The sequence below is a fragment of the Variovorax cryoconiti genome, from assembly GCF_051216395.1.
Taxonomy (GTDB): Bacteria; Pseudomonadota; Gammaproteobacteria; order Burkholderiales; family Burkholderiaceae_C; genus Variovorax.
Window position 1 is genome coordinate 1 of the sequence record NZ_JBPJZI010000064.1, and the last position, 1,079, is coordinate 1,079.

Genomic DNA, 1,079 nt, shown 5'->3' on the forward strand with positions numbered 1-1,079 from the left:
AAAACTTGGTGTTGGTGTCGATGATGAGCGTGACCGGAACGTCGCTGTTGGAACTGTGCCAAGTCGCTCTGAATTCGTAAGGACTGATGCGAGCACCACCGAGATGCGGCATTGCTTGCCCGGAGATGCGCGTACCTGATCCGGCATCGGTGACCTTGAGTGTCCCGAGCAGGAATTTCTCGAATTCCGGTCTGGCTCTGATCATGGGCAGGATGTCCGTTTCGAAACTGACAGTGCCATCGGCCCAGGCTGGCGGTGCGGCCGAGAGAAGTGCGCTGAGCGCGATGAGCATTGAGCCGCTTATTGGCTTCATGAGCTAAACCCTCCTGTGAATTTGACTTTGTGTTGAGTCGAGCGCTTCGACGTCGGTTTGCACTTGGAACTTGCGTTAACGCTCCAAGCCATCCGGAAAGCCGGGATTGCAGTCCGGCAGTTTTTAGGTCTTCAGGGATGGATAGAGCTGAATCGCAGCGACGTCCTTGACTTCAACGTCGGAACTCTTCTTCTCTCGGTAGCCATGCGCAAACTTCTCAACATCGAGAGGTACGGGGAAAAGATTCTTCAGTGCGAGCGCCACATTGTCGGCACGCGCTCTTGCGAGTTGTGCGGCCTCTTTCGGCGTTCTTTCCGGTGATTTGGCGGTAGCGCCTGCTTCGACACCTGCGCTCGTGTACTTCGCAAACATCGCGTTCGCGTTGCCGATCCATCCGGCTAGCCGCGCGATCTGAGTACGGTCCAGATCCGCAGAGCCATCCGCAAATGTCAGCGTGATCTGAATGATTCTCTGGCATGCCGAGGCATAGCTGCAAGCTGCGAACAAAGCCAGCATCAGAAGCCACTTAACTCGCATAGAACACCTCGTCCCACACAACATAGCCAGTAATACTGTCCGCGTTAGTTTTCATGCCTTTGGGATCCGTTTTCGCTGCGGAACGAGATTGACTCAAGTGGTTCAGCGTATCGAGACTACCAAAGGTATCGTTGAAGTGCGTTACTTCGTGGATGAGCGTCGATAGCTGCGAATCGAGATTCGCAGCAACGTCCCGCAGAGTACAAAATGAGACGTTGATTGCGATGGT

The 1,079-nt window shown here is 54.4% G+C and carries 3 protein-coding genes; all 3 read right to left on the reverse strand.

The window, feature by feature from the left end; all coding sequences use genetic code 11:
* The coding region (locus ACSFA2_RS25740; protein ID WP_435458160.1) for a hypothetical protein at positions 1–292 on the reverse strand (292 nt) is incomplete at its 3' end.
* 144 nt (positions 293–436) lie between these two features.
* Positions 437–829 carry a hypothetical protein gene (locus tag ACSFA2_RS25745; protein ID WP_435458161.1) on the reverse strand — a complete coding sequence of 131 codons (393 nt, stop codon included), beginning with the start codon at positions 827–829 and terminating at the stop codon, positions 437–439.
* 10 nt (positions 830–839) lie between these two features.
* A partial coding sequence (locus tag ACSFA2_RS25750) for a M35 family metallo-endopeptidase (protein WP_435458162.1) occupies positions 840–1,079 on the reverse strand: 240 nt, incomplete at its 5' end.